The sequence below is a fragment of the Fischerella sp. PCC 9605 genome, from assembly GCF_000517105.1.
GTDB lineage: Bacteria > Cyanobacteriota > Cyanobacteriia > Cyanobacteriales > Nostocaceae > PCC9605.
Window position 1 is genome coordinate 378,699 of record NZ_KI912154.1, and the last position, 6,447, is coordinate 385,145.

Consider the following 6,447-nt stretch of genomic DNA (forward strand, 5'->3'; position numbering starts at 1 on the left):
TAGTGGTTAGTGGTTAGTAGATAGTAGATAGTAGTTAACCATTAACCAATTCCTCTACAGCACTAGCATCAGTGGGTAAGGCTGCTGTTAAAACTTCGCTACCTTCTTCTGTTACTAAAACATCATCTTCAATACGAATACCACGTACATCGCCAAACTGAGATAGGCGCTCCCAATTGACTGTGTACTGATATCTTGAACGCAATTTCACATCATTTAAAATTGCTGGTACTTGGTAAAAACCAGGCTCAATTGTTACTAACATTCCTGTCCGCAAGGGACGATTTAAACGTAAATAGCTCAAGCCAAAGCGATCGCTCCTTTTGCGTCCCTGTTCATATCCGGCTAAGTCTCCCAAATCTTCCATATCATGCACATCCAAGCCTAGCAGATGACCAATGCCATGAGGGAAAAACAGCGAATGGACATCCCTTTCTACCAAATCTTCAGCGTTTCCTCGCAAAATGCCTAAATCCACCAAGCCCTCAGCCATAACTGTACACGCCAATAGATGAATATCCCGATACTCAACACCAGGATGTATCTTAGCAATGCAAGCATCATGAGCAGCCAGCACTACATCATAAATATCCCGCTGGGTAGATGAAAACTTACCATTAACAGGCCAAGTGCGAGTAACATCCGCCGCCCAACCCATCTCTGTTTCTGCGCCGACATCGGCAAGCAGTAAGTCGCCTGGTTGCAGAGAGTGGTGATACTGCTCGTTATGCAGAACTTCGCCGTGAACGGTAACAATGCTGTTGTAGGAAGTGGTCATATTGTGGGCAATGATGACTTTTTCCATTGCCGCACGTACTTCTGCCTCTATCTTGGCATTGGGTGTTGCTACCATACCAGCTTTGTGTACCTCGACAGTAACAGCAGCAGCTTTTCGCAATTCGGCTAATGCTCCTTCATCGTGGGTGAGGCGCAACTCGACAATTGCTTTGGCTAATTCTAAATCGATTCCTTGAGGCTGATTTTGCGGTAATACCCATCTATTCAATAGTTGTGACTGTTGCGTCCAAGTGGCTGGATCTTGGACGGCAATTGTTGCTACTCCTTCTAGTTGTGACTCTAATTTTGCCCTTGGGTAAGCAGCGTCTGCTCCAATTTGCGCGGCAATTTCTTCACGCTTTGGCATTTCGCCATGCCAGAGAGCGCTACTAGGTGCGGGATCATCCATGAATAATTCCAGCTTGCCTGCTTCTAAGCGAATTGCTGCATTTGGTAAAGGTAGTCCGGCAAAGTATAAGAAATGACTGCTAGCACGGTAGGGAAAGAGATTCGCCGGAAAGTTGCGCGGACAACTATTTCCTGACCAAAGAATTGCAGGAAAATCTATCAATTGGGCTAGCCGTTGCCGTCGCTGGCGTAGGGTATCGATGAGAGTATTAGAAATGCTTTGTATTTGCATGATTGGTAAAGAATGAACAATTATACTTCTTATTTCAAACTTATGCCTAATGTGAATTAACTCTCGGTCGGTAATGAGTAATAGGTAATGGGTAATGAGGAATAAAACTACCAGTTACCAATTACCTATTACCAATCACTAATAACCAAACATGATTTTTCTCAACCGTTTTAATTCAGATTCAGATGTGACTTTAGCTTTCAGTTAATCTTTATCGTCGTCCTCATCTTCACTGTCTTCCCGCTGATCCCTGTAGCTACCTTCGTTTTCATCATCGTCAGATTGCTCTTGTTGTTCTTGGCGTTCTTCTGCTGGGTTTCCGAAGCCAAAGTTGCAACTGACTAATCCCCCTGAAAATATTACTAAGCTAGCCGCAGTAAGAATGCCCCCAATGTTTTTTTTCTTTAAGCTTTCGTTTTTGCGGAACATTGACCCTACCTTTTGAAGATAAAATTGCTTATTTATAAGGTAATGTGAGTGGAAATCTGAACTGTATATTTCCAGAATAATTTAAAGAAATGTAAATATTCGTCTTTATTGCGTAAATATCTCCAGTGCCTCCGATAAGTATACAAAGCTTTGATTGGGTGGCTCTACTTCCAGGTATTTGTCATGTGTTTGACCATGCATTTTTTGTCTGGAGATTTTCCTTTTGACTGCATTTAGCAATACCCCACTTAATAAGTTAATAAGTGAGCGATCGCCAATTGCAAACATCATGCCGGTTTCAACTAAAATCTACCCAAGGATAGATGAAGAATTAAGCCAAGCAATTAAAAACAGAGTCAGCTATGTCGATTCATAGTTAGTAGCAGTATTGTCCATCAACGCTATTAACACAACCCAAAAATTCCACCAGCAAAGCTTTTAAAAAGCTGGTCTTTGACTTTGTGATAGTTCTCTATTGATTCCTGAATTTAACAAAATTTAGAAGGCAAGTATAGATATGAATACAAAAACATATCTACCCGGTTTAAAGACTGCTTTAGAATTCCCGCTAGTAGAGGCGTTATTTGGCAGACGTGCTCGTCGCTTCTCTCTTGGTGCTGCGATTCCGGATGGGCCACTGGCGTTTACATCTCGCCATCAGCCTTTACCGCTTTCAGAACTAGAGCAAATGATGGTTCTGACCGCAGCAGCGGGTAATACTGGATGGCACTACATGATTACACGCCATGCTAGATACGCCCCGCACCTGTCGAACTACTCTGCTGCGGCTGGAGGGCGTACCTTTCCTTCAGCCGCAGGTTTCCATACCAGTGAAATATTTTTTACCAATGACGATGGCGTCTATTTCTTTGCGACCCGCGATGCACGCGCTTTGGTAGAGCGACAAGCAGACGAAGACATCAATCTAGATGCTCTCTTGGAAGCCCATCGCCAACGAATTCGCAAGCTGACTGACACTCGCTTGCACATTCCACCTGCTGAACCCTACATGGAAGGACACAACACTTGGTGTGTTAATCGTCCAGGAAGTCTGCTGATTATTCCCGTAGGCGACATTGCTCAGCATATGATTGCTAACCTCTGCTTCTTGGTGCAGAACGGCTATTGCATTTATGACGATGTGAATCGAGAGCAGATTCCAGGACTGGAAAAATTTAAACACTTGGTGAATTTAGACGAACCCTTCCCCATGACCTTCATCGATCAGTATTCCTTGACGGAATGCACTGCTGAGCTTTCGACTTGTTGCTATGCAGGTATGCTGATGCTGCAAGCAATGGGGCTGGGTGGTTGGATGTTCGATGGTATGGATCGCCACGTTGTATTGGGTGCAAGTGGCGATCCAGATGTACCGGGTTTAGGTTTCCGCTACGACACCGACGAACGTTGGGCACTCCCCAACCCGACTGGTTTACCTGGAGTATTCGAGGCTTTTTGCCCGCCCCACTATCCCGACATGCGTGCAGCTGTGGAAGCCTTTGCCAAGCGGAAGTTCGGGCCAGGTGGACCATTCCACCCCGACACCCCCGGGCCTTGGAAAGAAACTGCTAAGGTACGCACAAGTGCAGAGGTTCATAGTGAAGAGTTTAAGGAGTGTGTTGCTCTGATGGCACAGTACATATACGACCGTTTCGGTAAATTCCCGGGCACAGTGCCCAGTGTGTTTATTCTGACTTATCTCCAGGCTCATCACTTAGATTTAGAGTTCTACGACCATCACTTCCAACCAGGAGCTTATCTAAAGACTCACGCTCAACACATGGCGAATTGGCATTCAACTGACGAGATGTAGAGTAGCTAAGGAGGAAAATTATGGTTAACCAGCATGTTACGACCATTACAGGTGAAGAAAGCGTTCTTGAGCAAGCAGCAGTGGAAGCATTTAAGGCCAGCCTGCGCGGTGAATTGCTCAGTTCCGGTGATGCAGGCTATGACAACGCCCGCAAAGTCTACAATGGGATGATTGACCGACACCCCCGCCTGATTGCCCGTTGTACCGACGTGGCGGATGTCATCAATGCTGTGAATTTTGCCCGTGAAAACAACCTACTCCTTGCAGTTCGAGGCGGCGGTCATAATGGTGCAGGTCTGGGGATTTGCGATGACGGCTTGGTCATCGACCTCTCCCGCATGAAGGGCATTCGCGTTGACCCTGTAGCGCGTACAGTGCGAGTCGAAGGCGGCTGCACCTTGGGGGATGTGGATCATGCAACCCATGCATTTGGTCTGGCTATACCTAGTGGAATTAACTCTACTACCGGTGTTGCTGGACTGACCTTGGGTGGCGGACACGGCTATCTGACTCGCAAGTATGGCTTAACTATTGACAATTTGCTTGAAGCAGATGTAGTGCTGGCAGACGGTCGTTTCGTTACTGCCAATGCAAACGAGAACGAGGATCTGATTTGGGCGATTCGTGGCGGTGGCGGTAACTTCGGCATCGTCACTTCTTTTCTGTTCAAGGCACACCCCGTTAGCACAGTTTATGCCGGGCCGACGCTGTGGCATTTGGATCGAGCAACCGAAGTAATGCGGTGGTATAGGGAGTTCAGCATTAATGTGCAGGAAGACATGTATGGTTTCTTTGCCTTCCTGAAAGTGCCACCCGGACCGCCATTCCCGGAGCACCTGCATACTAAAACAATGTGCGGTGTTATTTGGTGCTACACCGGAGCATTGGAGAAAGTAGAGGAAGCGTTCCGACCGATCCGCGATTTTGCTACTCCAGCTTTTGAACACATTGGCCCAATGCCCTATCCTGCTTTGCAGAGTATGTTCGATTCCCTATACCCGGCAGGGTTGCAGTGGTACTGGAAGGGCGATTTTGTGAAGCAGTTGAGTGACGAGGCGATCGCACTACACGTAAAATATGGTTCGCAACTGCCAAGCTTGCTGTCAACCATGCATCTGTATCCGATTGACGGCGCAGCCAACCGAGTTGGCAATAAAGATACGGCTTTCAGCTTCCGTGAGGCGAAGTGGTCAATGGTCATGGCTGGCATCGATCCAGATCCGGCAAACGCTGAAAAGATTACGACCTGGGCAAAGGAATATTGGAACGCATTGCATCCCTATACCTGTGGCGGTGCGTACGTGAATTTCATGATGGAGGAGGGTCAAGAGCGCGTCCAGGCCACCTATCGCGACAATTACGAGCGTCTGGTTGCGATCAAGAATAAATACGATCCAACCAACCTGTTCCGCGTCAATCAAAACATCAAGCCAGTCACACCTTAGACCCCTTGCAAAAGTAATTTTTGCACTTTTGGAACAGATACGTATATCGCGCAAAATAGCAAAATATTATATACAAGTTTGCTGCGTATCTTCCTGTATCGCTTGAAAGATACAAAGGGCTGATTAGTTCTGCTGAGTATCAAGTCAATATCTTCACGAATTTGACTGAGGAACAGAGGAGGTGATGATTATGCCCTATGCCAATAACCAAGGAATCCGTATTCACTACCAAGTGCAAGGAGACGGCCCACCACTAGTCCTCCATCACGGGATAACTCAAAGCTGGGAGGATTGGCAAGAAAAGAGCTACACTAAAGCCCTCAGCCGCGACTATCAACTCATCTTGCTTGATGCACGTGGACACGGCGCCAGCGATAAGCCTCACGACCCCGCAGCTTATGCCTTGCCCTTAAGAGTTACAGATGTAACTGCGGTTTTAGACGATCTGAATATTCGTCAAGCCCACTTTTTTGGTTACTCAATGGGCGGATGGATAGGGTTTGGTATGGCTAAATATGCTCCAGAACGCTTGCACAGCCTAATTATCGGTGGTGCTCATCCCTATGAAGAAAGTATGCAGCCTTTCCGAGAGCCAATGAGCAAGGGGATGGAGGGTTTAGTCAGTTTTGCTGAGGCTATGTTCGGACAGTGGCTGACCCCTGCGGGTAAGACGCGGTTGATATCTAACGATTTACAGGCTTTGATAGCGCTTGCCCAGGATAGACCCTCCATTGAAGATGTTTTGCCAACCATGACAATGCCGTGTTTGCTGTTTTCCGGTGATGCAGACTTCAGGTATGCCGAGATTCAGGAGTGTGCCAAACATATGCCTAACGTGACATTCGTTTCCTTACCTGAATGCGATCATTTTGCGGCGATGGCGAAAAGCGATTTGGTGCTTCCCCACATCACGAAATTTTTACAAGCGGTGAGTCAGAGTTAGAGCTTTGTTTTCTTATTGACATCCTCTCCCGCTACACCCTATCGTTATCTAAACAACAAATCGGACACCCCTCTCCCAACTTGGGAGAGGCAGATCCGATTGCTAATCAAACGGATTGGTCTGACATGGAGAAAGTTTTTGCTCTTATTACTTGGGTTTTTGCCGGATAAAGAAAACCAAATTCCTAATTTTGGATAAAGTCGAGCTTAATATTGACTAATTACTATCCAAGTAACACGGGAGGTTGAGAACCCCTACCTTTTAAGGAGGGATTATATCTTATTAAATTTTAAATAACAACAACAACAACAGCGTAGCTGATATTAAGTTTTATCACTACGTTGTTTTTATGTACAAGAACAATAGTAATCTAAGTCTATAACGTAAATAGCGATATTAA

Annotated in this window: 6 protein-coding genes; 3 read left to right on the top strand and 3 right to left on the bottom strand. The window is 46.1% G+C overall.

Features of this window, described 5'->3' with window-relative positions; translation table 11 throughout:
* Positions 1-34 precede the first annotated feature (34 nt).
* The 3 genes from FIS9605_RS0135790 to FIS9605_RS0135800 all read right to left on the bottom strand — a co-directional run bounded on the left by FIS9605_RS0135790 (position 35) and on the right by FIS9605_RS0135800 (position 2,137).
* Entirely contained in the window at positions 35-1,417 is a 1,383-nt protein-coding gene (locus FIS9605_RS0135790; RefSeq protein WP_026736758.1) for an aminopeptidase P family protein, read from the bottom strand.
* Between the two features lie 204 nt (positions 1,418-1,621).
* Entirely contained in the window at positions 1,622-1,846 is a 225-nt protein-coding gene (locus tag FIS9605_RS0135795; protein WP_026736759.1) for a hypothetical protein, read from the bottom strand.
* Positions 1,847-1,951: 105 nt separating this feature from the next.
* The gene (locus tag FIS9605_RS0135800; RefSeq protein ID WP_155960678.1) at positions 1,952-2,137 is read right to left on the bottom strand and encodes a hypothetical protein; all 186 of its coding nucleotides are present in this window, start codon (positions 2,135-2,137) and stop codon (positions 1,952-1,954) included.
* Between the two features lie 226 nt (positions 2,138-2,363).
* Between FIS9605_RS0135800 and FIS9605_RS0135805 the strand changes: the two genes are divergently transcribed.
* The 3 genes from FIS9605_RS0135805 to FIS9605_RS0135815 all read left to right on the top strand — a co-directional run bounded on the left by FIS9605_RS0135805 (position 2,364) and on the right by FIS9605_RS0135815 (position 6,047).
* Positions 2,364-3,659 carry a hypothetical protein gene (locus FIS9605_RS0135805; protein WP_026736761.1) on the top strand — a complete coding sequence of 432 codons (1,296 nt, stop codon included), beginning with the start codon at positions 2,364-2,366 and terminating at the stop codon, positions 3,657-3,659.
* A 20-nt stretch (positions 3,660-3,679) separates the two neighbouring features.
* Complete coding sequence (locus tag FIS9605_RS0135810) at positions 3,680-5,104, top strand: FAD-binding oxidoreductase (RefSeq protein ID WP_026736762.1); 1,425 nt, start codon at positions 3,680-3,682, stop codon at positions 5,102-5,104.
* Positions 5,105-5,294: 190 nt separating this feature from the next.
* Positions 5,295-6,047 (top strand): alpha/beta fold hydrolase, encoded by a 753-nt coding sequence (locus tag FIS9605_RS0135815; protein WP_026736763.1) that lies wholly within the window; start codon positions 5,295-5,297, stop codon positions 6,045-6,047.
* The last annotated feature ends 400 nt before the right edge of the window (positions 6,048-6,447 follow it).